At 66.8% G+C, this 24,681-nt stretch carries 25 protein-coding genes, 1 tRNA gene and 1 pseudogene; 15 read left to right on the top strand and 12 right to left on the bottom strand.

Translation table 11 applies throughout. The features are described from left to right. Positions 1-69: 69 nt before the first annotated feature. From lepB to recO, 5 genes are all read left to right on the top strand, one after another. Positions 70-870, top strand: coding sequence for a signal peptidase I (gene lepB / locus LL972_RS12760; protein WP_011036465.1), 801 nt, complete (start codon positions 70-72; stop codon positions 868-870). Further along, complete coding sequence (locus LL972_RS12755) at positions 870-1,277, top strand: DUF4845 domain-containing protein (RefSeq protein ID WP_102254551.1); 408 nt, start codon at positions 870-872, stop codon at positions 1,275-1,277. Before lepB ends, LL972_RS12755 begins: the two co-directional genes overlap by 1 nt. Beyond that, positions 1,267-1,947: a ribonuclease III gene (gene rnc, locus LL972_RS12750; protein WP_228327913.1), complete on the top strand. Its 681-nt coding sequence runs from the start codon at positions 1,267-1,269 to the stop codon at positions 1,945-1,947. Before LL972_RS12755 ends, rnc begins: the two co-directional genes overlap by 11 nt. Next, positions 1,944-2,843: a GTPase Era gene (gene era, locus LL972_RS12745; RefSeq protein ID WP_228327912.1), complete on the top strand. Its 900-nt coding sequence runs from the start codon at positions 1,944-1,946 to the stop codon at positions 2,841-2,843. Before rnc ends, era begins: the two co-directional genes overlap by 4 nt. 245 nt (positions 2,844-3,088) lie before the next feature. Beyond that, on the top strand, positions 3,089-3,811 hold the full coding sequence (gene recO / locus LL972_RS12740) for a DNA repair protein RecO (RefSeq protein WP_228327911.1): 723 nt from the start codon (positions 3,089-3,091) through the stop codon (positions 3,809-3,811). Between the two features lie 151 nt (positions 3,812-3,962). On the opposite strand, the gene LL972_RS12735 is transcribed toward recO, so the two are convergent. After that, positions 3,963-4,685, bottom strand: a complete 723-nt coding sequence (locus tag LL972_RS12735) for a response regulator (protein WP_228327910.1) — start codon at positions 4,683-4,685, stop codon at positions 3,963-3,965. Positions 4,686-4,842: 157 nt separating this feature from the next. Here LL972_RS12735 and rlmD point away from each other — a divergent pair, with 157 nt between their 5' ends. Next, entirely contained in the window at positions 4,843-6,177 is a 1,335-nt protein-coding gene (rlmD, locus tag LL972_RS12730; RefSeq protein WP_228327909.1) for a 23S rRNA (uracil(1939)-C(5))-methyltransferase RlmD, read from the top strand. A gap of 47 nt (positions 6,178-6,224) precedes the next feature. On the opposite strand, the gene LL972_RS12725 is transcribed toward rlmD, so the two are convergent. Continuing rightward, positions 6,225-6,851: a hypothetical protein gene (locus LL972_RS12725; protein WP_228327908.1), complete on the bottom strand. Its 627-nt coding sequence runs from the start codon at positions 6,849-6,851 to the stop codon at positions 6,225-6,227. Between the two features lie 119 nt (positions 6,852-6,970). On the opposite strand from LL972_RS12725, the gene LL972_RS12720 reads away from it, so the two are divergent. From LL972_RS12720 to LL972_RS12680, 9 genes are all read left to right on the top strand, one after another. Continuing rightward, positions 6,971-7,468, top strand: coding sequence for a CYTH domain-containing protein (locus LL972_RS12720; RefSeq protein ID WP_228327907.1), 498 nt, complete (start codon positions 6,971-6,973; stop codon positions 7,466-7,468). A 128-nt stretch (positions 7,469-7,596) separates the two neighbouring features. Further along, complete coding sequence (locus LL972_RS12715) at positions 7,597-8,280, top strand: DsbA family oxidoreductase (RefSeq protein ID WP_228327906.1); 684 nt, start codon at positions 7,597-7,599, stop codon at positions 8,278-8,280. Between the two features lie 15 nt (positions 8,281-8,295). Continuing rightward, the gene (locus tag LL972_RS12710; protein ID WP_429002155.1) at positions 8,296-9,330 is read left to right on the top strand and encodes an NAD(P)/FAD-dependent oxidoreductase; all 1,035 of its coding nucleotides are present in this window, start codon (positions 8,296-8,298) and stop codon (positions 9,328-9,330) included. 4 nt (positions 9,331-9,334) lie between these two features. Further along, on the top strand, positions 9,335-10,900 hold the full coding sequence (locus LL972_RS12705) for a cryptochrome/photolyase family protein (RefSeq protein ID WP_228327904.1): 1,566 nt from the start codon (positions 9,335-9,337) through the stop codon (positions 10,898-10,900). A gap of 139 nt (positions 10,901-11,039) precedes the next feature. Then, positions 11,040-12,044 carry a beta-N-acetylhexosaminidase gene (gene nagZ / locus LL972_RS12700; RefSeq protein ID WP_228327903.1) on the top strand — a complete coding sequence of 335 codons (1,005 nt, stop codon included), beginning with the start codon at positions 11,040-11,042 and terminating at the stop codon, positions 12,042-12,044. Further along, positions 12,044-12,598: a hypoxanthine-guanine phosphoribosyltransferase gene (locus LL972_RS12695; RefSeq protein ID WP_016903731.1), complete on the top strand. Its 555-nt coding sequence runs from the start codon at positions 12,044-12,046 to the stop codon at positions 12,596-12,598. Before nagZ ends, LL972_RS12695 begins: the two co-directional genes overlap by 1 nt. 86 nt (positions 12,599-12,684) lie before the next feature. Beyond that, entirely contained in the window at positions 12,685-13,437 is a 753-nt protein-coding gene (locus LL972_RS12690) for an S-methyl-5'-thioinosine phosphorylase (RefSeq protein WP_228327902.1), read from the top strand. Positions 13,438-13,524: 87 nt separating this feature from the next. Further along, positions 13,525-13,731, top strand: a complete 207-nt coding sequence (gene cspE, locus LL972_RS12685; protein WP_003488188.1) for a transcription antiterminator/RNA stability regulator CspE — start codon at positions 13,525-13,527, stop codon at positions 13,729-13,731. A gap of 94 nt (positions 13,732-13,825) precedes the next feature. Beyond that, entirely contained in the window at positions 13,826-15,091 is a 1,266-nt protein-coding gene (locus LL972_RS12680; RefSeq protein ID WP_228327901.1) for an FAD-dependent oxidoreductase, read from the top strand. Positions 15,092-15,123: 32 nt separating this feature from the next. Here LL972_RS12680 and pdeM read toward each other — a convergent pair whose 3' ends face one another. The 10 genes and pseudogenes from pdeM to LL972_RS12630 all read right to left on the bottom strand — a co-directional run bounded on the left by pdeM (position 15,124) and on the right by LL972_RS12630 (position 24,681). Further along, on the bottom strand, positions 15,124-15,768 hold the full coding sequence (gene pdeM / locus LL972_RS12675; protein ID WP_228327900.1) for a ligase-associated DNA damage response endonuclease PdeM: 645 nt from the start codon (positions 15,766-15,768) through the stop codon (positions 15,124-15,126). Next, entirely contained in the window at positions 15,761-18,154 is a 2,394-nt protein-coding gene (locus LL972_RS12670; protein WP_228327899.1) for a ligase-associated DNA damage response DEXH box helicase, read from the bottom strand. Before LL972_RS12670 ends, pdeM begins: the two co-directional genes overlap by 8 nt. Next, a tRNA-OTHER gene (locus tag LL972_RS12665) sits at positions 18,114-18,215 on the bottom strand. The genes LL972_RS12670 and LL972_RS12665 overlap by 41 nt, the downstream gene beginning before the upstream one ends. A gap of 31 nt (positions 18,216-18,246) precedes the next feature. Continuing rightward, positions 18,247-19,851, bottom strand: a complete 1,605-nt coding sequence (locus tag LL972_RS12660; RefSeq protein ID WP_228327898.1) for an ATP-dependent DNA ligase — start codon at positions 19,849-19,851, stop codon at positions 18,247-18,249. Then, entirely contained in the window at positions 19,848-20,081 is a 234-nt protein-coding gene (locus tag LL972_RS12655) for a hypothetical protein (protein WP_228327897.1), read from the bottom strand. The genes LL972_RS12660 and LL972_RS12655 overlap by 4 nt, the downstream gene beginning before the upstream one ends. Continuing rightward, the gene (locus tag LL972_RS12650; protein ID WP_228327896.1) at positions 20,078-21,088 is read right to left on the bottom strand and encodes a ligase-associated DNA damage response exonuclease; all 1,011 of its coding nucleotides are present in this window, start codon (positions 21,086-21,088) and stop codon (positions 20,078-20,080) included. Before LL972_RS12650 ends, LL972_RS12655 begins: the two co-directional genes overlap by 4 nt. Before the next feature lie 404 nt (positions 21,089-21,492). Next, entirely contained in the window at positions 21,493-21,858 is a 366-nt protein-coding gene (locus LL972_RS12645; RefSeq protein WP_228327895.1) for a hypothetical protein, read from the bottom strand. Then, positions 21,855-22,412, bottom strand: a complete 558-nt coding sequence (locus tag LL972_RS12640) for a bactofilin family protein (protein ID WP_228327894.1) — start codon at positions 22,410-22,412, stop codon at positions 21,855-21,857. Before LL972_RS12640 ends, LL972_RS12645 begins: the two co-directional genes overlap by 4 nt. Positions 22,413-22,508: 96 nt before the next feature. Then, positions 22,509-24,238, bottom strand: a pseudogene (locus tag LL972_RS12635) (diguanylate cyclase). Positions 24,239-24,354: 116 nt separating this feature from the next. Next, positions 24,355-24,681 (bottom strand): hypothetical protein, encoded by a 327-nt coding sequence (locus LL972_RS12630; protein WP_016904095.1) that lies wholly within the window; start codon positions 24,679-24,681, stop codon positions 24,355-24,357.

Raw genomic sequence — 24,681 nt, 5'->3', positions numbered from 1 at the left:
CGACGCCAGCCCTACTGTTTTTGCGAATCCCCAATCTCCAATCCCGAATCCCGTTCCGAAGGAACATCAATGAAATGGTTTGAAATCGCCCTGGTTGTATTGACGCTGGGCACCGGCTTCATCTGGCTGCTGGACAAGCTGTTCCTGGCCAAGCGCCGCGCTGCACGTGCCGGTCTGCTGGACAGCGAGCCGGCGATCATCGACTACTCGCGCGCCTTCTTTCCGGTGCTGGCGGTGGTGCTGATTCTGCGCAGCTTCGTTGCCGAGCCGTACAAGATTCCGTCCAGTTCGATGATGCCCAACCTGTTGATCGGCGACTTCATCCTGGTCAACAAGTTCGCTTACGGCTTCCGTCTGCCGATCACCAACACCAAGTTCATCCCGACCGGCGAGCCCAAGCGCGGCGACGTGGTGGTGTTCAAGCCGCCGCATGCGCCCGACCAGAACTGGATCAAGCGCGTGGTGGGTCTGCCGGGCGACAAGATCGGCTTCCACGGCGATACGCTGTACATCAACGACAAGCCGATGCGCTACACGGTCAAGGGCGAGTACATCGGCAAGGGCAAGGGCGCCGAGATGACCGGCACAACCTTGCTGGTCGAGGACTTGCCGGGTCGCACCCACACCGTGCTGGAGTGGGTCGACCGCAACATGCCGGCCGGGCAGGGCGACTGGACCGTGCCGGCGGACAGCTATTTCGTGATGGGGGATAATCGCGACAACAGCGAAGACAGCCGATTCTGGACCCAGACGCACTTCCTGCCGGAAGCCAATCTGCGCGGCAAGGCGTTCCTGATCTGGCTCAATTGCGAAGGGTGGTTCTGCAAGGGGAGTTTCGATCCGTCGCGGATCGGGACCGGAATCCAGTAATGCACGCACGGCGTGCCGGGGAAAGCACAATGAAGCGCAAGCAAAGCGGTATGACGTTGACGTCGTTCGTGGTGGTGCTGGCGGTGGTGGGATTCGCGCTGTATATCGGAATGAAGCTGTTTCCGATGTACCAGGAATACTATTCGGTGCGCACGGCCATGAAAGGCCTGGCCAAGGAACCCGACAGCGCCAACATGGATCCGTCCAAGTTGCAGGATCTGTTCTTTCGTCGGCTGTACATCAACTACTCGGAAAACGTCAAAAAAGAGGACGTCAAGTTCGAGCGCGTCGATGGTGGCTGGCGCATGAAGGTCAACTACGAAGTTCGCCGCGAATTGATCGGCAATCTGGATGTCGTCGGTAAATTCGAGACGTCCCAGGACATGACGGGACGTGGTGGCGAATAGAACCTTCCAGCGTGGCGATCCGATCGGGCATGCGTTTGCCGATCCGGGTCTGCTCGCCCAGGCGCTGCGGCATCGCAGCGCCGGTACTCCGCATAACGAACGACTGGAATTCCTTGGCGACGGCATCGTCAACCTGCTGATCGCCGAGGCGCTGTATCAGCGCTGGCCCAAGGCCGACGAAGGCGCATTGACCCGCGCGCGCGCTGAACTCGTGCGTGAAGGGGCGCTGGCGGTGATCGGCCGCGCCCTCAACCTGGGCGAGCGGCTGACGCTGGGCCCGGGCGAGCTGAAATCCGGCGGCCATCGACGCGATTCGATCCTGGCCGACGCGGTGGAGGCGATCGTCGCGGCGATCTATCTGGACTGCGGCTTCGAACGCTGCCGCGCGGTGGTGCTGCCGTGGTTCGAATCCTCGCTGGCGGCGCTGCCGGTGGGCAAGGCGGAAAAAGACCCAAAGACCCGGCTGCAGGAATGGCTGCAGGCGCGGCAGCTGCCGCTACCCAATTACGCGCTGATCAGCGAAAGCGGCGACGAACATGCCAAGCAGTTCCATGTCGCCTGCATCCTGGAGCAGCCCGTCGCCCGCGCCGAAGGCCAGGGCACCTCGCGTCGCCTCGCCGAGCAACAGGCGGCCACCCTCGTCATCGCACAACTGGATTCGAACACGTGAGCGAAACCTCTTCCCCCCACCGTAGCGGCAGCGTTGCGGTGATCGGCCGGCCCAACGTCGGCAAGTCCACCCTGACCAATGCCCTGGTCGGCGCCAAGGTCAGCATCGTGTCCAACCGGCCGCAGACCACGCGCCATCGGTTGCTGGGCATTGCCACCTTTCCCGAAGGGCAGCTGGTGCTGGTCGACACGCCCGGGCTGCATCGCGAGCAGAAGCGCGCGATGAACCGGGCGATGAACCGCGCCGCGCGCGGCTCGCTGGAAGGCGTGGACGCGGCGGTGCTGGTGATCGAAGCCGGCCGTTGGGACGACGAAGACACCCTGGCCTTCAAGGTCCTGAGCGACGCCGAGGTGCCGGTGGTGCTGGTGGTCAACAAGGTCGACCGGCTCAAGGACAAGACCGCGCTGTTCCCGTTCCTGGCCCAGGTCAGCGAGGGGCGGACGTTCGCGGCGGTGCATCCGGTGTCCGCGCTCAAGCGCAAGGGCCTGGAGGCGCTGGTCGGCGACCTGCTCAAGCTGGTGCCGGAAGCCGACGCGATGTTTGGCGAGGACGAGATCACCGACCGCAGCCAGCGCTTCCTGGCCGGGGAGCTGGTGCGCGAGCAGTTGATGCGTCAGCTCGGCGAAGAACTGCCCTATGCCATCACCGTGGAGATCGAACGCTTTGCCGAAGATGGCGCGCTGCTGCGCATCGGCGCGGTGATCTGGGTCGAGCGCGAAGGCCAGAAGGCGATCGTGATCGGCAAGGGCGGTACCCGCCTGAAGGACATCGGCGGCAAGGCGCGGCTGCAGATGGAGCGGCTGTTCGGTGCCAAGGTGTTCCTGGAAACCTGGGTGCGCGTGCGCGAAGGCTGGTCGGACGACGAAGCGGCGTTGAAGGCGTTCGGATACGAGTGAGGCCCTGGCCGACGCCGGAGCCGCGCTGGTGACGTGTTGACAGCCTGTCGATGCGATCGCCTGCACTGGCACCGGCGGGGAGTTGCGATGCAAGCGATGTCCCGATGGACCGGATCGCGGCTGACCACTGCAGCCGATGCCGGTGACGGTTGTGATCCGATGCGCTGCCGGCAGCGGCTCACATCGGTCATTGCCGGCAACTGGCCTTCTGCCCTGCAATCGCGCCCCTTGTCGCATAACAGACCATGCTGATCGAACACGAACGCGGTTTCATCCTGCATGTGCGCGCCTGGCGCGAGACCAGCCTGTTGGTGGAAGTGTTGAGCGAGCAGCATGGGCGGGTCGGGCTGTTGGCGCGCGGGGTGCACGGACCACGCAAGCAGGCCCTGCGCGCCGCGCTGCAGCCACTGCAGCTGATCCAGTTCACCGCGGTACAACGCGGCGAGCTGGCCCAGTTGCGTCAGGCCGAGGCGCTGGATACCGCGCCGCGGCTGGCGGGCGAATCCATGCTGGCCGGTTTCTATATCAGCGAGTTGCTGCTGCGCCTGGCGCCGCGCAACGATCCGGTGCCGGAGCTGTTCGATTGCTATGCGCAGGCGCGCGCACACCTGGCCTCCGGCCTGCCGCTGGCCTGGGGCCTGCGCCAGTTCGAGCGCGATGTGCTCGATGGCCTGGGTTTCGCATTCGATCTGCAGCACGACCGCGACGGCCAGGCGATCGACCCGGCGGCGCGCTACCGGCTGGATCCGCAGGAAGGCGCCTTGCGCGTATTGAGCGAGGCGATGGCGCAGGACCGGCGCGACACCGTGACCGGCGCGGCGCTGCTGGCGTTGGGCCAGGACGTCATGCCCGCGGCCGACGACATGCCGGGCCTGCGTCGCAGCATGCGCGGCGTGTTGCTGCATCATCTGAGTGGACGCGGGCTGAAATCCTGGGAAATGCTCAAGGATCTGGCGCGGCGGCGTTGAGGGGCGCAAGGCTGCTCGACCAGGCCTGGCGAGCAGTACCCGGACGCGCGTCAGGGTCCAGGTGGACCCGCCGTGCACACATGATGCTCGATGTCACGCGTCCCGACTGCCGACGCTGCGCTGCGTCCAAGAGCATCGGCGCCGTCATCCTTCAATGCAGCAGCGCAGCCACCGCTGCGTGGAACTGCGTCTGCGCGGTGCTGGACTGCGGGTCGCCGCGCAGCAGGCGCACTGCGCCGGCAAGCCGCGCCGCGCCGACAAATCCGCAGCTGGCCTGCAGCCGATGCAGATGGCCGCGTAGCGCCTGATCGTCGCTGACCTGCAGGGCCGAATTCACCGCGTCGCGGGTGCCCGGCAATTCGGCCAGGAACAATTCGCGCAGCGCATTGAGATGGTGTTGCTGGCCGTTGAGCGCACTGAGCGCGGCCGCTTCGTCCCAGTCGCTGGCGGCGATGTCGACCACGCCCACCGGCGCCACGCTGTAGCGGCCGCGCGCCAGTCCGCGACGGACCGCCTGCAGCAGGCGCTCGGAGGTCAGCGGCTTGACCAGCATTTCCAGAAAACCATCGGATTGCAGGCTGCGTTGCATCGCCAGATTGGTGTCCGCGGTATGGGCCAGCGCGGGCACGTCCGGGTGCAGCAGGCGCAGTGCCCGCAACAGGCCGCTGCCGGTGCCATCGGGAAGATTGACGTCGATCAGCCACAGGTCGTGGCGACGTTCGCGCGCGCGGTCCAGTGCCGAAGACAAGGAGTCTGCGCAGTCCACGTGGGCGGGAAGACCGTCCAGCACCGCCTGCAGAAAGCCACGGCTGATCGGGTCGTCTTCTACCAGCAAGAGTCGTGGTTGGGGTTCCTGGCGTGTTGCCATGTTCATGCTGCCTCCTTGTCAGCGATGCCGCGTCCTAGCAGCCGCGTGCAGCGGAAGTGTGCCTGTGTTTGCGGGGCGCGACAATTGTTCTACGGCGTGAAGCGGCCGCGATCGATCGCATCTGCGACAATACGCACCCTTTTTGCCCGCAGCTCGTCGCCACGTGGCCAGAACCCGAAACCGCTTCGACCGTACGCCGTTCCAGACCGCGATCACCGACCTCAGTCACGACGGGCGCGGTGTGGCCCGCCGCGACGGCGAGGGCGGCAAAGTCACCTTCATCAGTGGCGCCTTGCCCGGTGAGCTGGTGCGTGCCGAACCCACCGCGCGCAGCCGGCATTTCGACGAGGCCAGGACGGTGGAGGTGCTGGAGGCATCGCCGCAGCGGGTGACCCCGCGTTGCCCGCATTTCGGCGTCTGCGCCGGCTGCGTGTTGCAGCATCTGGAAGAGTCGCAGCAGATCGTGGCCAAGCAGCGCGTGTTGATGGACAACCTGGAGCGCATCGGCCACGTCACGCCGCAGGCGGTGTTGCCGGCCCTGGTCGGCGATACCTGGGGCTACCGGCGCAAGGGCCGCTTTTCGGTCCGTCGCGTCGAAAAGAAGGACAAGACCCTGGTGGGGTTTCGCGAGCTGGATCCGCGCTTCGTGGCCGATCTGTCGGTCTGTCACACGGTGATCCCGCAGATCGGCGAGAAGATTCCGCAACTGGCGGCGCTGGTCGAAGGCCTGGACGGCAAGCGCGACATCCCGCAGATCGAATTCATTGCCGGCGACGACGCGGTGGTATTGACCTTCCGCCACATGCAGCCGCTCAGCGAGCGCGATCTGCAGGCGTTGACGGAGTTCGCACAGGCGCAGGGCTTTGCGATCTTCCTGCAGCCGGGCGGCGTGGATAGCGTGCACCCGCTATGGCCGCAGGAGGTGCCGCTGTCGTTCCGCTTGCCGCAGTGGGATGTGGAGCTGGCGTTCCGGCCGCTGGATTTCATTCAGGTCAACGCCTCGCTCAACCAGAAGATGATCGCGCACGCACTGGCGCTGCTTGATGCCAGGCCCGACGACCGCGTGCTGGACCTGTTCTGTGGGCTGGGCAATTTCACCCTGCCGCTGGCGCGCGGCGTGCGCGAAGTGGTCGGCGTGGAGGGCGATGCCGGGCTGGTGGCACGTGCGCGCGAGAATGCGCAGCGCAATGGGCTGGCCAATGCGCAGTTTCATGCGGCCGACCTGACCCAGGACCAGCGCAACGCTGCGTGGATGCGGCAGGGCTTCGACAAGCTGCTGCTGGACCCGCCGCGCTCGGGCGCGCTGGAAGTGCTGCAGCAGTTGCCGTTGAAAACGTTCGAGCGCATCGTCTATGTGAGCTGCCACCCCGGCTCGCTGGCACGCGACGCCGGCTACCTGGTCAACGAGCAGGGCTTCACGCTCAAGGCCGCCGGCGCGATGGACATGTTTCCGCATACGGCGCATGTTGAAAGCATCGCGGTGTTCGAACGGCGCTAGACCTTTTTGTCCGGGCGACGGTAACTCGTCGCCCGGACGAGGTGACGTTAGTCTTTCGCTTCGACGGCGTTCTGCCACTGCCCATCGACCAGCGCGAAGGCCATCGGCCGCGTGCCGCGTTTGCCTTCGGCTTCAACGATGACGTCGCATTCGACCACTGGCGCCTTACTGCCGAGCTCGCAGCGCTCAACACCGGAGACTTGCGCCGTACGCGCGGCGTCTTGAATGCGCGTACGCGTCGCCGCGTCGTTCTCCTGCGTGAGCAGCTGACTGATGGCTTCGCGCAGGAGCGCTTGCACGCGATCCTGCGGCGGTACCGGCGCGGCGACCTCCATTTCCTTCTCGCTGTGCTGCAAGGCCCACGCGTTATCGTTCGGGACAAACCGCAGCGTCATGTGTCTTTCGCTGAGCCCGGCCTGGCCGGTGACGATGCAATCGAGCGTCTCCGGTTTGGCGTCGACAGCCGGCAGGCAGCCGGTCAACGCGGTCAAGCGCGGATGAAAGATGGCGGGCATGAGGTCGTTGCCCTGTTCCTGCGTGTTGGCTGCCATGTCATCGGCGATCGCCGCATCCAGTGCCTGTTGGGCCTGGGCCAGCGAAAGCGTGGCTGCAGCAGCCGCGCCGGCTGTGGCGGTTGAGAACACCAATGCGGCAGCGAGCACGGCAACGTGCATGGTGGAGTGTCGACGGCCTGTCATGGCGTTCTGTCCTTGAATGAGAGGGGGCGGAGTGTAGAGGTGGCGGGGCTGCGTCGGCCAGGCATTTTTCTGCAGGTCCCGCCATACTTGTAGCCATGGGCATCGAAATTGAACGCAAGTTTCTCGTGACCGGCGACGGTTGGCGCGCTGCCGCGCACGCGGTGATCCCGATGGCGCAGGGCTATATCAACGACCAGGCGGCGATGCGCAGCGGTACGCAGAACGCGTCGGTGCGTGTGCGCATCCAGGGCGAGAGCGCGTTTCTCAATCTGAAATCGCGTGAGGTGGGGCACACGCGGCAGGAGTTTGAGTATCCGATTCCGGTGGTCGAGGCGCGCGCGCTGCTGGCGCTGTGCGTCGGCGGTTTGATCGACAAGCGCCGGCATCTGGTCCAGTACCAGGGGCACGTGTGGGAAGTGGACGAATTCCTCGGCGACAACGCCGGGTTGGTGGTGGCCGAGATCGAACTCGGGAGTGCCGACGAAGCCTTCGCCAAGCCCGGGTGGATCGGCGCCGAAGTCACCGACGACGTGCGTTACTACAACCTGGCGCTGGCCTCGCACCCGTTCAAGAACTGGAGCGGGGATTTGTAATTCGGGATTCGTAAAAGCTAAAGCGATGCGTCGGACTCGGGCTGATTGCGTTGCGACTCCCCAATCCCTGCCTTGGTATTGGGTTTATGCTTTGCGCATCCCCAATGACGAATCTCCAATCCCCGCCCATGCGCATCGATATCTGGTCTGACGTGGTCTGTCCCTGGTGCTGGATCGGCAAGCGCCGTTTCGAACAGGCGGTGGCCGCGCTCGGTGCGCAGGCACCAGCGCTGGATATCCATTACCACGCGTTTCAGCTGGATCCCGATGCCGGCCTGGAGCCGACGCCATTGCGTGATGCGCTGGCGCAAAAGTTCGGCGGTGCTGTGCGCGTGGACCAGATGCTGGCGCAGACCCAGGCCACTGCGCGTGCCGAAGGCCTGCCGTTCGACTTCGGGCGCGGGCAGGTGCAGGTCAGTACCCTGCGCGCGCATCGGCTGATCTGGCTGGCCAGCCGCGAGGGCGATGTCGAGGCCGTGATCGAAGCGCTGTTCCATGCGTATTTTGCCGAGGGCCAAAACGTCGGCGCGACCGAAACGCTGGTGACTGCCGGGGCCGCTGGCGGTCTGGACGAGGTCCGCGTGCGCGCGCTGCTGGACTCCGACGAAGGCGTCGTTGCCGTGCAAGCGCAACTGGCGCAGGCCGCTGCGCTGGGAATCCGTGCGGTGCCCAGTTTCGTCATCGATGGACGCAGCCTGATCCAGGGCGCGCAGCCGCCGGAGAGCTTTGCGCAAGCACTGTTGCAGCTGGCGGCCGAATCGGCGCCGATCGGTGGCCCCGACGCCTGCGGGCCGGACGGCTGCGCGGTGTGAACGGCCGGCGGCGTGTTGCAACGGCCTGCCGCTGACGAGATGACGCGGCCCATCTCATCGAAGACGGTTGCGGTGATCGGCGCCGGGCTGGCCGGGCTTGCCTGCGCGCAACGGCTGCAGGCTTCGGGATTGACCGTGACGTTGTTCGAGCAGGGCGACATGCCCGGCGGACGCATGCGCAGCTGTGGCGGCGCTGGCTGGCAGTGCGATCACGGCGCGCAGTATTTCACCGCCCGCGCCCCGGCGTTTGCCGCAGTGGCGGATGCGTGGATCGCGGATGGCGTGGCGGCGGCCTGGCCTGCGCGCGTCGCCAGTTGGGATGGTTCCGACATGCATCTTTCGCACAGCGGGTTGACGCGCTTTGTCGGGGTGCCGGACATGGCCGCACCGGCGCGTGCGCTTGCGGCGGCCCTGAATATTCGGTTGGGCGCCTCTGTGCGATCGCTGCAGCGCAATGGCGAGAGCTGGCAACTGGAGGTGGCGGGAGACACGACGACACACGCCTTCGACACCGTGCTGCTGGCGGTTCCGGCACCGCGTGCGGCTGCCTTGCTGGCCGACCTCGCACCCACGCTGGCGACGCTTGCCGCCACTGCACGGATGCAGCCGGCCTGGGCGGTGGTGCTGCGTTTCGACATGCTGGTCGATCCCGGCTACGACGCCTTGTTCGTCAACGCCGGCCCGGTGCGCTGGGTGGCACGCAACTCCAGCAAGCCGGGGAGGACGGGCGTGGAAACCTGGCTGCTGCATGCCACTGCCGATTGGAGTCAGGCGCATCTGGACGCGACGCCTGAGGCCGTGATTGCCAGCGTGTTGCCGGCGCTGGCCGTGCTTGGCCTGCCATCGCCGCAATTCTGCGATGCGTATCGCTGGACGGTGGCCAGCACCAAGCCTGCCTTGCAGATCGGCTGTGCCTGGGAGGCGCGGCCGGGCATCGGCATCTGCGGCGACTGGCTGGCCGGCGGCAAGGTCGAAGGGGCCTGGCAAAGCGGTGTGGCGTTGGCAGCGCGGGTGTGTGCCGGCGACGCCGCGGGCAGCGGTCAGGATTGATGTGGTGGCAGGCACAGCCGACCGCACCCCGCAGGCAGCCGCGCACACGTTGCGCCTGATTCTGGGCGATCAACTCAATCGGCAACACAGCTGGTTCGATGCGATCGATGCGGGCGTGGTCTACGTGCTGATGGAAGTGCGCGAGGAAACAGACTACGTGCTGCACCACGCGCAGAAGATCCTGGCGATCTTCGCAGCGATGCGCGCGTTTGCCGCGCACTTGCGGCAGGCCGGTCACCGGGTGCGTTATGTGGCCATCGACAACCCCAGCAATCGGCATGCCATCCCCGCCAATCTGGACGCGCTGATGGCGCATTACCGCGCCAGCCAGCTGGACTATCAGGCGCCGGACGAATGGCGGCTGGATGAAGCGCTGCAACACTGGTGCGCGCGACAGCCGTTCGCCACGCGCATGATCGACAGCGAGCATTTCCTGACCGAACGCGATGAGGTCGCCGGGTGTTTTCGCGCCGGCGGCCAATGGCGCATGGAAGTGTTCTATCGAAAGATGCGCCGTCGCCACCGGATCCTGCTCGATGCAACGGGCGAGCCGGAAGGTGGGCGCTGGAATTTCGATCACGACAACCGTGCACCGTGGCCGGGCGATCCGCCCGCGCCACAGGAGTGGCGCGCAGCGCACGACCATCGCGCGCTATGGAGCGTCATCGAGGCAGCCGGGGTCCGCAGCTTCGGCGCGCCGAACGCCAACGCGCTGCCATGGCCACTGGACCGCGACGCAGCGCTGCAGCACCTGGATGCCTTCGTCACGCATGCGTTGCCGCACTTCGGTCGCTACGAGGATGCGATGAGTACGCGTAGCCCGCGGCTGTTCCATTCGCTGCTGTCGTTCGCGCTCAATATCAAGCTGCTGCATCCGCGCGAGGTGATCGCGCGCGCAGAGGCAGCCCTGCATGACGGGCATGCGCCGCTGGCATCGGTGGAAGGCTTCATCCGCCAGATCCTGGGCTGGCGCGAATACGTGCGCGGTGTGTATTGGTCGCAGATGCCCGGTTACGCGCAGTCCAATCAACTCGACCAGCATGCACCGCTACCGCACTGGTTCTGGGACGGGCAGATCGGCATGCGCTGCCTGGCCGATGCCATCGGCAATTCGCTGGCCAACGCGCACGCGCACCATATCCAGCGGCTGATGGTGATCGGCAATTTCGCGCTGCTGGCGGGGTTGGAGCCGCAGGCGCTGCATCGCTGGTACCTGGGGGTCTATATCGATGCGTTCGAGTGGGTGGAGCTGCCCAATACGGTCGGCATGAGCCAGTTCGCCGATGGCGGCCTGCTCGGCAGCAAGCCCTACATCAGCGGCGCGGCCTATATCGACCGCATGAGCGATTACTGCGGTGGCTGCCGCTACCAGCGCAAGGTGCGGGTGGGCCCGCAGGCCTGCCCGTACAACGCGCTGTACTGGGATTTCCTGGCGCGGCAGCGCACACTGCTGGGCGCCAACGAGCGCCTGGCGCTGCCCTACCGGCAGCTCGACGCCATGGCACCGGAGGTGCTGGAGCAGGTGCAGGCGCAGGCCGCGCATTGGCGGGCGAATCTGGAGGTGCTTTGAGCTGCAGCCGAAGGGCAGCGACCGGGCCGAGACGGCCCGAAACACGGGCTAGCCTGAATGCGCGATCTGACGCTGCAACGCGCATCTGCGACAATGCCGCGCTGCGCCAACGTGGCGCCTGGCCCGGGAGTCCCCCAACATGCTTCTGATCGGCGTTGCCGGTACCGAACTCAGCGCACAGGAACGCGACTGGCTGCAGCACGACGCGGTCGCCGGCGTGGTGTTGTTCGCGCGCAACTTCGCCTCGCGCACGCAGGTGGCCGAGCTGTCCGCGTCCATCCGCGCGGCCGCACCGCGCCCGGTGCTGATTTGTGTCGACCAGGAAGGCGGGCGCGTGCAACGATTTCGCGAGGGTTACAGCGCCCTGGCGCCGCTGCAGAGCTTCGGTGCACAGTATGCGCAGGACCCGGAAGCCGCGCTCGCTGCGGCGCGCACGCACGCGCAGCTGATGGCCGGCGAGGTGCGTGCCAGCGGCGTGGACCTGAGCTTTGCGCCGGTGGTGGATCTGGGCCGTGGCAACCGCGCCATCGGCGATCGTGCCTTCAGCGATGATCCGCAGATCGTGGCCAGCTTCACCCGCGCCTATGTGCAGGCGCTGCACGGCGCCGGCATGGCCGCCACGCTCAAGCATTTCCCCGGCCACGGCACCGTGCTGGAAGACACCCATGTCGACCATGCCAGCGACCCGCGGCCGCTGGAGGTCCTGCAGGCCGAGGATCTGGTGCCGTTCGTGGCCGGCATCGAGGCTGGCGCCGACGCGGTGATGATGGCGCACGTGGTCTACCCGCAGGTCGCCCCGGAACCGGCCGGTTATTCGCGGCGCTGGATCGAGCAGATCCTGCGCGGGCAACTGGGCTTCCGCGGCGTGGTGTTCTCCGACGACATCGGCATGGCCGCCTCGTTCAGCGCCGGCGGCGTGGCGGGCCGGGTGCATGCGCATCTGGATGCCGGCTGCGACGTGGTGCTGGTCTGCCACCCGGAACTGGTCGATGAATCGCTGCAGGCCGTGGCCGGCCGCAGCCTCAATACCGCAGCACTGATCGGCCTGATCGGCCGCGGCGCGCTGGGCTGGGATGGCCTGCTCGCCGGCTCCGACGCCTCATTCACCACTTCTCCTTCCGCCCCTTTCGGAACAATTGCCTGATGTCCACGCTCACCATTTCCCAGGCCCTGGCCCAAGCCGATCTGCTGGTCGATCGCCCCGCCATCGATGCGGCCGTCGCCAGCATTGCCGACGCAATCGCGCGCGACTATGCCGGCGAAGTGCCGGTGTATCTCACCATCATGCATGGCGCGCTGCCGTTCTCCGGCCAGCTGGCGCTGGAGCTGGGCGCGCGCGGCCAGGACCTGCAGTTCGATTACCTGCACGCCACCCGGTATCGCGGCGAAACCACCGGCGGCGAGCTGGTGTGGAAGCACCGTCCGGCCACTGCGCTGTTCGGCCGCCGGGTGATCCTGGTCGACGACATCCTCGACGAGGGCTACACGCTGCAGGGCGTGCGCCAGTGGTGCCTGGAGCAGGGCGCCACCGACGTGCGCGTGGCGGTGTTGACCGTCAAGCGTCATGACCGTTGCGTGCCCGGCGTTGCCGCCGATTATGTCGGCGTGGAAGTGGCCGACCGTTACGTGTTCGGCTTCGGCATGGACGTCAACGAGCAGCTGCGCGGCATTCCCGCCATCTACGCGATGAAGCAGTAACTGCCGCAGCGTGCTCGCGTTGCTGCGGGCAGCCCGGCGCGCACGCGTGCGCGCACCGTCATGTCTTTTTGTAGCAGAGGTTGCTTGTGTCCCCCCATTCCATCGCATTGGCCGTCATCGGCGGCACCGGCGTCTACAAGCTCGCCCAACTGGACGAGGTGCAGACGCACGTCATCGAAACGCCATATGGCGCGCCCTCCGGCCCGATCCGCGTCGGCATGTTGCTGGGCCACCGCGTGGCGTTCCTGGCGCGCCATGGCGAAGGCCATTCACTGCCGCCGCACAAGGTCAATTACCGCGCAAACATCGCTGCGTTGCAGCAAATTGGCGCCTCGCGCGTGCTGGCGCTCAACACTGTCGGCGGCATCACCGAGCAGTTCGGCCCACGCGTGCTGGCCTGCCCGGATCAGCTGATCGATTACACCTGGGGCCGCGTGTCCACCTTCTGCGAAGAGCCGGGCAGCGAGGTGCAGCACGTGGATTTCGGCCATCCGTATTCGCCGATGTTTCGCAGCAAGGTCATCGCCGCCGCCAAAGTGACCGGCGTCACGATGGTTGCCGGCGGATGCTACGGAGCCACCCAGGGACCGCGGCTGGAAACGATTGCAGAGATCGCCCGCATGCGTCGCGACGGCTGCGACCTGGTCGGCATGACCGGCATGCCCGAAGCCGGTCTTGCACGCGAAAAAGGCCTGGAATATGCGTGTTTGGCGATCGTGGCCAACTGGGCGGCCGGTCGCGGCGAAGCACAGGAAATCACGATGGCGGAGGTGTTGGCCAACGTCGATGCCGCCTCGTCCGGATTGCCGGAGCTGATTGGCGAACTTGCAGGCGGGTGATTGTCATCGGGGCATAAGCTTTGCATACTCGGCGCGTACGCATCGCCGTACACCACCCATTAATTATTGCAAAGGTCTCGCATCACCATGCCGAACGGTACCGTCAAGTGGTTCAACGACGCCAAGGGATTTGGCTTCATCTCACCGGAGGACGGCAGCGCCGATGTCTTCGCGCACTTCTCCGCGATCAACTCCAAGGGCTTCCGCAGCCTGCAGGAAGGCCAGCGCGTCAGTTATGACGTGACCCAGGGCCCCAAGGGTGCCCAGGCTTCGAACATCACGCCGGTCGAGTGATGTGACTCGATTGTGCGGTTGAAGAACCCCGCCACGGCGGGGTTTTTTTTGCATCGGTCCATGCGGGGTCGGTGCGGTTCAAAGAGCGAAGGACATGCAGCGAACATTGCGGATTGCGGTAGTGGGCTATGGCACGGCAGGGCAGGCACTGGCCGCGCTGCTGGGCGCCGACGGGCATCGACTGGACGTGTTCGAACGCGCCGCCGCGCCCGGGCCGGTAGGTGCCGGTTTCCTGCTGCAGCCCAGCGGCTTGCAGGTGCTGTGGAAGATGGGCCTGCTGCCGCAAGCGCTCGCGCATGGCGCACCGGTGCGCCGGCTGTATGGTGAAACGCCGTGCGGACGCGCGGTGATGGACATGCAGTACCGCGATCTGGATGCGCGGCTGATGGGCCTGGGGATGCAGCGCGGCGCCTTGTTCACGCTGTTGCGCGAAGCCTGGCCAGATCACGCGCAGTTGCATGTGGATACCCAGATCACCGCGATCGATCACGACGGCGCGCGCGTGCAGGATCAGCGTGGGCACTGGCATGGCCCCTACGATCTGATCATTGCCGCCGATGGTTCTGCATCGAGCTTGCGCGCGCAGGCGCAGGGCACGCGGCTGGATCGGGTGTATCCGTGGGGTGCGTTGTGGTGCCTGCTGCCACGCGAGGACTGGCCGTTCGTCGACGAGTTACGCCAGCGCTATATCGGCGCGCGCAAGATGATCGGCCTGCTGCCGGTGGGCACGCGCCCGGGCGACGCCACCCCGCGGCTGAGTTTTTTCTGGAGCCTGCCGTGCAGCGACTTTGCCGCATGGGAACAGCGCGGCATTGCGGCATGGCGGCAGGAGATCGCGCAGATGTGGCCGGATGCGCATGCGCGTCTGGACAGCGTGCAGGTGCATGGCGCACTGGCGCGTGCGAGTTATCGCGACGCGGTGGTCACACGCTGGCATCGCGGCCGCTTCGTGCTGGCAGGCGATGCCGCGCATGCGATGAGTCCGCAGCTGGGGCAGGGCGTCAATATGGCATTGCTGGATGCGTTGGCGATGCGCGATGCCTTGCGGGTCGGCGCCGATCTGGATGCGGCCTTGCAGCACTATCAGCGCGAGCGCCAGGCGCATGTGGCGATCTACCACCGCTGGAGCCGTTGGCTGACGCCGCTGTTCCAGTCCGAGCGCGATCTATGGGCGCACGGACGCGATCTGCTGATGCGCCCGATGGGACGCGTGCCCGGTGGACGTGGACATATGTTGCGCGTGCTCAGCGGCACCCAGCACGGCTGGTTCGGCAAGCTGGCATTGGCGCCGGAGTTTGTCGAGGCGTTGTCGCAACCGGTGCCGCGTGTTGCCGTCGACAAGGCCGAAGCGGCCGCATAGAAGAAACGTCGGCCCACGCAGTGCCGCGCTCGCTAACGCACCGGCAATGCCAGCGCATCGTCTTCCACGCAGGCAACCAGGCGTTCGCCTTCGACCAGCGTTGGCACGATGCCCGCGGTGAAATGCGAGAACGCCGGCAGGATGGTGACGCGCTCGCGCAACCAGAACGCCGGCCAGCGACGCGACATGCCGGGCAGTGCGGCCAGCGGGTGCAGATGCCCGCACAGCACATGCCCGGTCGGATGCGGCAGCGGATCGTGGCGCAGCACGAAGGGGCCATCTTCGACCTGTTCGCCGGCCGCTTCGATATGCAGATCGGCGCCCGCCAATGCGCGGTCGTGATTGCCGCGGATGGCGATCACGCGCAACGCGCAATGGCGCTCGCGCCATGCGCTCCAGCGCCGATGCCAGGCTGCGCGTGGTACGGGTCCATGCAGCAGATCGCCGAGTATCCACAACGCATCCACAGTGCGCCGTTCCAGCAGCGCATCCAGCCGCTCCAGATCGTGCGCGGTGCCGCCGGCCGGCATTCCGATGCCGGCGCGACGGAACACATCGGCCTTGCCCAGATGCAGGTCGGCGATCAACAAGGCGCACTGTGCCGGCCGATACAGTGCGCGTTCGCCGAGCAGTTCCACCGTTTCGCCGGCCAGCTGCAGCTGCACGCTATCACCCATGTTTGCGTTCCAGTTGTTCGGCAGCGCGCAACACGCGGGCCTTCCAGTCTTCGGTACTCAGTTGGCCGCGCACACGTTCGGCCCATAACGGAAACGACAACGGGGTGAGGCTGCGCGGTTTGCACAGGCGCAGTTCGCGCCGCGCGCAATCTTCCAGTGCATGCGCAAGCCGCGCCAGTTCGAGCTGGCCTTCGAACACTTCGCGCTCGGCCTGGGCAAGCAGCAGGTGATCGGGGTCGAAACGTTGCAACACGTCGTACAGCAATCCGCTGGAGGCCTGCAGCTGACGCAGGCTGCGGGGTGCACGGCCGGGCAGCGATGGCGACAGCAAGCCGGCCACGCGCGCAATCTCGCGGAACTGGCGGCGTGCCAGTTCGCCCAGGTTGAGACTGTCGCGCAGATCGGCGAACAAGCCCTCCGGCGACAGCAGCGCCTGCAGGACGCTCGCATCGAGGTCCACATCCTGCACCGGCGACAACACAAAGCCGTAATCGTTGGCAGCAAAACTGAAGGTATTGCGTTGACGCCGGCCCCAGCGCGCCGCCAGCAACGCGGCCAGCCCTTCGTTGACCTGGCGGCCGGCGAACGGATACACGAACACGTGCCGGCCATCGCGCGCCTTGATGCTTTCCACCAGCAGATGGTCAGGGCCGGGCAACGAGGACAGCGACGATTGCAGGCGCAGCAACGGCGCCAGCGCCTGCATTTCCGGCGCATCGCCGGGATCGGCAAACACCGCTTCCACTTCGCGCCCCAACGCCGACGACAATGGCATGCGCCCGCCCATCCATTTCGGCACCACGCCACTGCCACCCTTGGCCACACGCACATAGGCGGTCATGTCTTCCAGCCGCACCAGCTCCAGCAAACGGCCGGCAAATTGAAACCGGTCGCCGCGGCGCAGACGGCCGACGAACTGTTCCTCCACCGCGCCCAGGCGTCCCCCGCGCAGGAACTGCACGCGCACGCTGCCGTCGCTGGTGATCGTGCCGATGGACAGGCGATGCCGCAGCGCCACGCGCCGGTCGATGACGCGATACACGCCCTGTTCGTCGCGCACGACCTTATGGAAATCTGGGTAATGCGCCAGCGCGCTGCCGCCTTGCACGATGAAGTCCAGCACCGCCTGCCAGGTGGCGTGATCCAGCGCCGCAAACGCATCGGTGCCGCGCACTTGCTCGAACAACGCATCGGCCTGAAAGCCGCCACCCAATGCCAGGGTCACGCAGTGCTGCGCCAACACGTCCAGCGACAGGCGCGGTGGTGGTCGCGCTTCGATCTGGCCCTGCTCGATGGCGCGCCGCGCGGCGGCATATTCCACCAGCTCCAGCGCATGCGAGGGCACGCACACCACATGCCCGGATTCGCCCGGACGGTGGCGCGCGCGGCCGGCACGTTGCAGCAGGCGTGCAATGCCTTTCGGGCTGCCGACCTGCAGCACCTGATCGACGGCCGGGAAATCCACGCCCAGGTCCAGGCTGGAGGTGGCAACCACGCAGCGCAGGCTGCCGTCGCGCAGGCCTTGTTCGGCCGCCGCGCGCAAGGAGGGGTCCAGCGAGCCGTGATGCAGCGCGAGCGTGGCCAGATCGTCCGGCCACACCGCACTCAAGGCCTGATGCCACAACTCGGCCTGCGCGCGCGTATTGGTGAACACCAGGCTGGTGCGCTGCTGCATGATCTTCTGCAGCACGCGCGCCAGCTGCGCCAGACCCAGATGCCCGGCCCACGGAAAGCGCTCGCCGCTGTCGGGCAACAGCGTCTCCAGGGTCATCGCGCGGGGTTTGACGCCCGACACCAGCGCGGCAGCGGGGCGATGCGGCAACAGCACGTCGCGTGCCTGCGCCAGGTTGCCCAGCGTTGCCGACAGGCCCCAGATGCGCAGCTGCGGCGCCCAGCCGCGCAGCCGCGCCAGGCACAGCTGCAGCAGCACGCCGCGCTTGTTGCCGAGCAGCTCATGCCATTCGTCGACGATCACGCAGCGCAGTGCCGACAGCTGCGGCGCGGTGTCGGGATACGACAACAGCAAGGCCAGCGATTCGGGCGTGGTGACCAGCACATCCAGCTTGCCGCTGCGCGCCAGCCGCTTGTCGCGCGCGCTGGCGTCGCCGGTCCGCAGGCCCACCTGCCAATCCAGCCCCAAGGCCTCCACCGGTTCGCGCAGCGCGCGTGCGGTATCGGCGGCGAGCGCGCGCAAGGGCGTAATCCACAGCACCTGCAGCGTGCGTTGCTGTTGGCGCCGCGCGGTCGTGGCCGGCTTGACCGCCGGCTTGCGTCCACGTGTGGACAAGGCCTCCAGCAGTGGTCCGCCAAAGGCGGCCAGCGTCTTGCCGCTGCCGGTGGGCGTATGCAGCAAGCCGGACTCGCCGGCGAGATAGCGCTTCCACACATCGCGTTGGAATGGCAACGGCGCCCAGCCGCGCTGCGCGAACCAGGCACGCCATTGCTGCAAGGGCGTGCCGCGTTTCTGTTGCGCAGCACTCACCGTGCCAGCGCCTGCAGGCTGCTCAGGTGATCGGCCTCGCTCATCGGCTTGTCCTGTCGCCAGCGCAGGATGCGTGGGAAACGCACCGCAATGCCGGACTTGTGCCGCGCGCTGCGGTTGACCGCTTCGAACCCCAGCTCGAAGACATGATGCGCGGTGACCGCACGCACCGGGCCGAAGCGCTCGGTGGTGTTGGCGCGGATCCAGCGATCCAGCTGCAGGATCTCCTTGTCGTCCAGCCCCGAGTAGGCCTTGGCGATCGGCACCAGCTGGCCCTCGTGCCATAGCCCGAAGGTGTAGTCGGTATACAGCGTGCTGCGGCGGCCATGGCCGGCTTGCGCGTACAGCAGTACCGCATCGATGGTGAGCGGGTCGATCTTCCATTTCCACCAATCGCCGCGTCGGCGGCCGGACTGGTAGATCGAGCTGGCGCGCTTGAGCATCAGCCCTTCCACACCGCGCTCGCGGGCATCCAGGCGCACCTGCGCCGCCGCCTGCCAGTCGCCGACCTGCACCAACGGCGAGGCGACGATACGCGGGTCGGCAAGCGTGCGCAGCACCCCTTCCAGCAATGCGCGACGCTCCTGCAAGGGGCGGTCGCGTAAGTCTTCGCCATCCAGCTCGAGCAGATCATAGGCAACCACGCGCGCCGGCGCCGCCGCCAATGTCTTCGGCCCGGGCTTGAGCCGCTGGATGCGCGTCTGCAAGGCGGTGAACGGCATCGGCAATGGCTGCTCGGCTTGCCAGGCCAGCAGCTCGCCGTCGATGACGGTGCCGTCGGGCAACTGCAGCGCGGCCTGTTCGATCTCCGGGAAACGGCCATCCAGGCGTTCCTCGCCACGCGACCACAACGCCGCTTCGCCAGCGCGCCGGATCAGCTGCAGGCGAATGCCGTCCCACTTCCATTCCAGCAACCAGTCATCGACCGCGCCCAGCGTTTCGACCTCGGCTTCGAGTGGCGATGCGAGAAAGAACGGGTAGGGCTGCTGACGATCGCCGGGCAATTCCTCGGCGGTCAGCAGGGTGGCCAGATAAGTCGGATGTGGCCGCCAGCTGCCCAGCATGCGCTGTGCAATGCGCGCGATCTCTATCCCGGACATCTCCGCCAGCGCCTGCTGCACCAGTCGCTGCGATACCCCAACGCGCAGGGCGCCGGTGAGCAGCTTGTTGAACACCAGGCGCTCGTCGAAGGCCAGGCTGCGCCACGCCTGCACGATGCAGGCCTTGCGCACCTCCACGTCCTGGTTGGCGATCGGCAGCAACCGCTGTTCGATCCACTCGGCCAGCGGCAGATCGGCCGCTTCGGTGATCGGGTCGTCCAGCAACAAGGCCAAGGTCTCGGCCAGATCGCCGACATGGTCGTAGCTGTCGGCCACCAGCCAGTCGGCAATACCGGCGGTGTCGGTGATCCATTCGCGCAATTCGCCGCTGCTGGCAATGCGCATGCGCGTGCCGGCCACCTTGCCACCGGCCAGCAGATACAGCGCCCACGCCGCATCCAGCGGCGGTGCGCTGCTGAAGTAGGCGACCAAGGCCGCACGCTTGTCGAGCGTGCCGGTGCTGCGATCCAGGGTGCGGTACAACGCGGCAAATCGCTTCACGCCGGGCCCTGCAGCTTGGTGCGGTTGTCGGCAGCACGCAGTTCCAGCGCGCGCCGCGTAAACGCGCCCAGACAGCGCGGGCGCCGGTAAGGCCGTGGCGGCCCGATCACCGCCGCCGGCAGTGCGCGGTGCACGCGAAACGCCAATGCGTGGCGGCCGAACGCGAGTGCGCCGGTCAAACGAATCCGTGGGCGCGCGCGCGCATAACGACGTGCAGGCAAGGGGTTCATTCCTCGGCTCCGAAATCGGTACGGAAGGCTTCGGCAGCCACACCGCGTTCCAGCAGGTGCTGGATCAAGGCATCGGTGTTGCCGTGGGTGGCGATCACCCGCCGTGCGCCGGTGTCTTCGATGGTGCGCAGCAGGTCCGGCCAATCGGCATGATCGGACACTACAAAACCGCGGTCGTAATTGCGCCGACGGCGATTGCCGCGAATGCGCATCCAGCCCGATGCGAAGCCTTGTTGCGCATGCCGGAAGCGACGGATCCAGGCACTGCCGGCCGCCGACGGCGGCGCCAGGACCAGTTGCCCGGCATAGTCGGCGCCACGCGCGTGTTCGCTGACCGGTTGGGTGTCCAGCATCGGGATGCCGGCCTGGCGATACACCTCCACGCCCACCGCGATGGCGCCATGCAGCAGTGCCGGTTGCGTGTCCCAGGCGCGCAATTCCGCCAGCACGCGTTGCGCCTTGCCCAGGGCATAGCAATACAGAATGGCGGCCTCGCCGCGCTCGGCGCATTCGTGGCGCCAGGCGACAATGTCGGCCGCGACATCGGCGGTATCCGGCCAGCGATACACCGGCAGCCCGAAGGTCGCCTCGGTGATGAAGGTGTCGCAGTGCACCACTTCGAACGGTTTGCAGGTGGGATCGTGCTGGCGCTTGTAGTCGCCCGATGCAACCCAGACTTCGCCATCCACCTCGATGCGCACCTGCGCCGAGCCGAGCACATGCCCGGCCGGATGCAACGACACCCGCGCGCGTCCCAGGTCGAACGCTTCGCCGTCGGCATGCGTGTGATAGACCTGCTCGCCGAGGCGCCATTGCAGGATCGGCAGGCTCTCGTGCGTGCAGTGGTATTCGCCCATGCCGCTGCGCGCGTGGTCACCGTGGCCGTGGGTGATCACCGCACGCGGCACCGGCCGCCAGGGATCGATATGGAAGTCACCCTGCTGGCAATACAGGCCTTCGGGCCCAAGCACCACCAGGTCGCCAGATTGTTCGTTGCCGTTGCGCATGCGGCAACTCTGGCCAAGCCGGTGTGCAGATCCTGAGAATGGGAATGGCACGCATCGGTGCACCGATACGGCAAGCGCTCGCAGACGCCGGTTGCTGATTGCGTGAGTGCGTCATCAAGGCGAATGAAGCGAATCGATCAAGCGCCCGGCGTGGCGCGGGCTGCGCCTTGAATGCAGCGGGCACCTCAACGCCTCGCCCGGTTCCTTATCGGAGCAGTCAATTGAGACCAGGAAAATAAGACGCGCAAAAGCGAACACCCACGCACGCGCTAGCCGGCATCATCCGCGCCGATTCCCGATTCCCGATTCCCGATTCCCGATCCCCAATCCCCAATCCCCAATCCCCAATCCCCAATCCCCAATCCCCAATCCCCAATCCCCAATCCCAGCCACACCCGCACACCCTAATGCCGCGCCCGCCGTCCAGGCGAACGCACGGCAGTCGCCTCCACCGCCAGCGTAAAGCCGCGCTCCTCACCGCCCTGCATCGCGCCCACGTCCACGACCTGGCGCCTGATCTCCTCGCCCTTGCCGTTACGCACCACCACCACCACGGTGTATTCCCAAGGATCACCATCGGCAGGATGGCGAATGGTGCCGTCGACCTTGAGCGGCACGATCGGTGCCGGCTGTGCGTGCTGCACTGCCGCCGAGTCGAAGCGCAGGTGGTGCTTGCATGCAGGGCAGACGCTGGCGCTTTCCAGGATCGTCGCCTTGCAATGCGGGCAGCTGCGCGTGGCACCGGGCGTGCCCGGGCGGGGCACACTCATGTGGCGTCGCTGTCTCCGCTGACGACCGGCTTGGCCGCACCGACCGGCTTGCCGGTGTCCTCGCCCCAGCCAAAATCGGCCTGGCCGCGCATGCGCGCACCCGAGGCCACGGTCAGGCTGCCGGCCTTGACGTCGCCGACCAGCACGCCGGAGGTCTGCAGCTCCACCTGCGCGGCCGATTCGATATTGCCCTCCAGCTCGCCGGCGATGATCACCTTGTTGGCGCGCACGCCGCCGTTGAGCTTAGCGCCGCGCTCGATGGTGAGATCGCCCTTGACGTTGACATCGCCCTTGAAGCGGCCAGCCAGGCGTACGTGACCGGCGCCCTCGATCTTGCCTTCGATGCTGATGTCGGCGGCGATCAGCGATTCCTTGGCCTCGCCGTGGCGCTGCGGTGTGGCCGCGGCGGGTGCGGCGCTCGGTGGCGCGGCGGCGGGCACCGACGGTGCCGGGCTGGCCTCGGCAGTGAACAGCCGCCCATCGGCAGCGGGGACCTCAGGAGTTGCGGGAACGCCGTCTTTCTTGTTGGGACCTTGATCGCGCCACATCGACATCGGACTGCCTCGCTAGGGGGTCAGAACCGACTATCGCCGCGTGGCCCGATCTTTTGTGTGACGAATTACTCAAACCAACACCGATAGCGTGCTTGCTCAGTCCAATGCGGGCGTGGCGGCGCCATGCCGCTCGACCCGGTTACGGCCGCCGTGCTTGGCGCTGTACAGGGCCGCATCCGCCTTCTGGATCAGGCTTGCTCCCAGCTCGCCATCGACCGGAAAGCTGGCCACGCCGATCGAGGCCGTCACCCGCGGCAACGAGCGCTGGCCGTCGCTGACTGCCAGCGCCGCGATATGGCCGCGAATGGCCTCGGCCACACGCAATGCCTCGACGCAATCGGCCTCGGGAAGAATGACGGTGAATTCTTCGCCGCCGTAGCGGCAGGCCACGTCTTCGGCACGCAGCCGGGTCAGCAGCAACTCGCCCACTGCCGCCAGCAGCAAATCGCCGCCGGCGTGGCCCTGGCTGTCGTTGAATTGCTTGAAGTGGTCCACGTCCAGCATCAGTACCGACAATGGCAGGCCGCGGCGTGCGCAGCGCGCCAGTTCGTGGCTGAGCGATTCTTCCAGATAGCGGCGGTTGTACAGCCCGGTCAGCGGGTCGCGAATCGACTGCCGGCGCAGCGATTCGCGCAGGCGCAGATTGCTCAGCGCCAGTGACAGCTGTTCGGCGGCCGCCTCGGCGATTTCCAGCCGCGGCATTGGCCCCGGGCCCGGCGAAGACAGGAACAGGAAGCCGAGCTGGGTGCCTTGCGCAGACATCGGCAGGCATGCGGTGGTGACGGAGGTGGCGTGCTCGGGTGCGCCGATATGCGCACACAGCGCATCCCGTCCCAGGTCCTCGATGATGTGCGGTTGGCCACGGCGCAGCGCCCAGCACTCTTCAGGCAATAGATACGGCGCGCTATGCACCAGCGGCTCGCCCCAGTGGCTGATCGCCTCGGCGCGATCCTGCGAGGCACGCAGCAGATACACGCTTCCGGCAACGCCCGGCAACGCCCGGCAACGCCCGGCAGCAGGCTGGCCAGGGTGCGGCTGGTCACCACTAACGCCTCTTCTGCGCTGATGCAGCTTTGCAGCAGGCCGGTGTAGCGGCTGAGCAGATTGAGATCGGCGGTACTGCGTTGCAGCGCCACGACGCTGTCGCCCAACTCGCGATTGGCCTGCGCCGCCAGTTTCTCGGCTTGCGAGCGATGCCGCAGTTCGCGCATCAGCAAGGCATAGACGGTGCCGACCACCGCCAGCCCGAACGGGATGCCGGCCAGTGCCAGCACCAGCAACAAGGCCGCACTCTGCCGGCTGCCTTCGGCGCGTTGCGTCAACAGTTCCTGCTCGCGTTGCACCATGGTCAGCGCCTGCTCGCGGATCGCGCTGGTGGTGCGGAAGGCAGTCTGCCGGATGCCGGCACGCGCCGGCTCCAGGCCGTCCTGCGCATAGACATCGAGGACATGTTGGATCTGCTGCAGCCGCGTCTCCACCAAGTGGCGCAGGGTGTCCAGGTGCTGCACCTGGGCGGGATTGTCGGCAATCAGGCGGCGCAGGTTGCCGAGCAGGATCGGCAGGCGCTCGACGCTGGTCTGATAATCGAGCAGATAGGCATCGTTGCCGGTCAGCAGAAAGCCGCGCTGCGCCGATTCGGCATCCAGCACGCGCGCCTGGATCTCGTCGACCCGGCCGATCACTTCATGCGTATGCGAGACGAGTGCGGCATCGGCCAACGAGCGGCGGGCACCGACAAAGATGCCGACACCGATGGCGATGAAGATCAGGGCGGAGAACGCCAGCGCCAGCTGGTTGCGGCGGCGCGCAGTAAAAGAGAAGGGCATGGACGGATGCTAGCCCGCCAGCCTTGACAACACGAGGTTGCCGTTGGCAGGACGCAGACGCGCCGGCGCAATCTGGCCGGCGCGTCTGCAAACTGCTGAGACGGTCACACGGTCGATCAGTGCTGCGGATGTTCGGCGTCGTGCTTGTCGGCGTTCTGCTCGGCCTTGTTGGCCATCTCGCGGGTCTTGTCGGCGGTAGCGTCTGCGGCGTTGGCGGTTGCGCGGCTCGCATCGGCGGCCAGTTCGCGTGCTGCCACGCGTGCGTCGGCGGTGGCGGCCTTGGCCTGCACGGCGGCGCGATCGGCAGCTTGTTCGGTCGCAGCCGCCGCGTGCTTGGCAGCGGAGGCAGCATCGCGTTGCGCCTGCTCGGCATCAGGGCCTTGGCAAGCGGCGAGAGTGAGAGCGGCAATGGCGCTCAACGACAGCATGCGGATCGTCTTCAT

The sequence above is a fragment of the Xanthomonas campestris pv. asclepiadis genome, from assembly GCF_020784175.1.
In the GTDB taxonomy this organism is placed as follows: domain Bacteria; phylum Pseudomonadota; class Gammaproteobacteria; order Xanthomonadales; family Xanthomonadaceae; genus Xanthomonas; species Xanthomonas campestris_D.
Note: the sequence above shows the minus strand (reverse complement) of the source record. Positions and strands in the feature narration are given on the sequence as shown.

Bases quoted from the DNA above. Each gene is read 5' to 3' on its own strand.
- lepB (WP_011036465.1), top strand. From the start codon at position 70: ATGAAATGGTTTGAAATCGCCCTGGTTGTATTGACGCTGGGCACCGGC.
- LL972_RS12755 (WP_102254551.1), top strand. From the start codon at position 870: ATGCACGCACGGCGTGCCGGGGAAAGCACAATGAAGCGCAAGCAAAGC.
- recO (WP_228327911.1), top strand. From the start codon at position 3,089: ATGCTGATCGAACACGAACGCGGTTTCATCCTGCATGTGCGCGCCTGG.
- LL972_RS12735 (WP_228327910.1), bottom strand. From the start codon at position 4,685: ATGAACATGGCAACACGCCAGGAACCCCAACCACGACTCTTGCTGGTA.
- LL972_RS12725 (WP_228327908.1), bottom strand. From the start codon at position 6,851: ATGCACGTTGCCGTGCTCGCTGCCGCATTGGTGTTCTCAACCGCCACA.
- LL972_RS12720 (WP_228327907.1), top strand. From the start codon at position 6,971: ATGGGCATCGAAATTGAACGCAAGTTTCTCGTGACCGGCGACGGTTGG.
- LL972_RS12715 (WP_228327906.1), top strand. From the start codon at position 7,597: ATGCGCATCGATATCTGGTCTGACGTGGTCTGTCCCTGGTGCTGGATC.
- nagZ (WP_228327903.1), top strand. From the start codon at position 11,040: ATGCTTCTGATCGGCGTTGCCGGTACCGAACTCAGCGCACAGGAACGC.
- LL972_RS12695 (WP_016903731.1), top strand. From the start codon at position 12,044: ATGTCCACGCTCACCATTTCCCAGGCCCTGGCCCAAGCCGATCTGCTG.
- cspE (WP_003488188.1), top strand. From the start codon at position 13,525: ATGCCGAACGGTACCGTCAAGTGGTTCAACGACGCCAAGGGATTTGGC.
- LL972_RS12680 (WP_228327901.1), top strand. From the start codon at position 13,826: ATGCAGCGAACATTGCGGATTGCGGTAGTGGGCTATGGCACGGCAGGG.
- pdeM (WP_228327900.1), bottom strand. From the start codon at position 15,768: ATGGGTGATAGCGTGCAGCTGCAGCTGGCCGGCGAAACGGTGGAACTG.
- LL972_RS12655 (WP_228327897.1), bottom strand. From the start codon at position 20,081: ATGAACCCCTTGCCTGCACGTCGTTATGCGCGCGCGCGCCCACGGATT.
- LL972_RS12650 (WP_228327896.1), bottom strand. From the start codon at position 21,088: ATGCGCAACGGCAACGAACAATCTGGCGACCTGGTGGTGCTTGGGCCC.
- LL972_RS12645 (WP_228327895.1), bottom strand. From the start codon at position 21,858: ATGAGTGTGCCCCGCCCGGGCACGCCCGGTGCCACGCGCAGCTGCCCG.
- LL972_RS12640 (WP_228327894.1), bottom strand. From the start codon at position 22,412: ATGTCGATGTGGCGCGATCAAGGTCCCAACAAGAAAGACGGCGTTCCC.
- LL972_RS12630 (WP_016904095.1), bottom strand. From the start codon at position 24,681: ATGAAGACGATCCGCATGCTGTCGTTGAGCGCCATTGCCGCTCTCACT.